Below are 1,448 nucleotides of genomic sequence, written 5' to 3' on the forward strand. Positions count from 1 at the left end.
TGATGTAAGATAAAATTACTCAGTTTGGAGGTTATTTTTATGGCAAGAAGAAAAGACAGTCCACAAAAAGCAGCAATGAGAGAAATGATGCGTGATTATCTGAAGAATAATGATATCAGCATCAAAGATGGCACCGATGTAAACAGTATCATGCGTGACATGATGTCTGTTCTTCTGGAAGGTGCTTTGGATGAGGAACTGGATGAAGAATTAGGATATTCCAAGTATGATTATCGTAACAAAGAAACAGACAACAGCAGAAACGGTCATTCCAGCAAAACTATGCACACAAGCTATGGAGATATGGATGTAGCTATTCCAAGAGATCGTAACGGTGAGTATGAGCCTCAGCTAATCAAAAAATATCAGAATACTGTGACTCAGGACATGGAAGAAAAAATCCTTTCCATGTATGCAAAGGGAATGACTACCGGAGATATCGAATCTCACATGCGGGAACTGTATGATATTGATATTTCTGACAGTACCATCAGCCGGATTACGGATAAAATTCTTCCAATTGTAAAAGAATGGCAGGAACGTCCGTTGGAAGAAGTGTACGCTGTCGTATTTATGGATGCTATCCACTATCATGTCCGAAGTGAAGGACGCATTGTAAAACGTGCAGTCTACATTGCTCTTGGCATCGATATGAACGGAAAAAAGGACGTTCTTGGTATGTATGTTGGAGAAAACGAAAGCGCCAAGTTCTGGCTCTCCATCATGAATGGACTAAAGAACCGCGGAGTTGAAGATATCCTGATAGCATGTGTGGATGGACTAAATGGATTTCCACAGGCAATTGAAGCTGTTTATCCAAAAACAGAAATCCAGCAGTGTATTATTCATCAGATCCGTAATTCAACGAAGTTTGTTTCCTACAAAGACATCAAAAAGCTGATGGCTGATCTGAAGCTTGTATATGCGGCTCCAACGGAAGAAACAGCTTTAAATGAGTTAGAATTGTTCAAAGATAAATGGGATTCCAAGTACCCGAAAATCTATAAATCCTGGCATGATAACTGGGCAACCCTGTCCACATATTTCAAATATCCGGAGGCAGTAAGACGTCTAATTTACACCACAAATGCCATTGAAGGATTCAATCGTCAGCTCCGTAAAGTGACCAAAAGCAAGACCGTTTTTCCGTCAGATGACAGCCTTTTGAAAATGCTGTATCTGGCAACTATGGATATCACGAAAAAATGGACCGGACACAGGCAGGACTGGGGGCAGATCCACTCCCAGCTTGAAATCTATTTTGAAGAGCGTCTGATCGGACGCAATCTGTAAAACCAGCTTGTTTTGGGCAGGTCTTATTGACATGCCCAAAAACTCCTGTATAATGCAGATATGGGCAGAACCTAGAAAATCAGCTCTGCCCATTTGTAACTATTCACAAATCTTATATCAGTTTTTAACGTTTACACAAAACTTGAAACGGTCTC

1 protein-coding gene is annotated in these 1,448 nt (G+C 40.5%); it reads left to right on the forward strand.

Going from position 1 to position 1,448, the window contains the following annotated elements:
* Positions 1-75 precede the first annotated feature (75 nt).
* Positions 76-1,293 (forward strand): IS256 family transposase, encoded by a 1,218-nt coding sequence (locus DW650_RS18125; protein ID WP_182384832.1) that lies wholly within the window; start codon positions 76-78, stop codon positions 1,291-1,293.
* Positions 1,294-1,448: the final 155 nt, after the last annotated feature.

It is taken from the genome of Roseburia sp. AM23-20 (assembly GCF_003470905.1).
Classification (GTDB): Bacteria; Bacillota; Clostridia; order Lachnospirales; family Lachnospiraceae; genus Roseburia; species Roseburia rectibacter.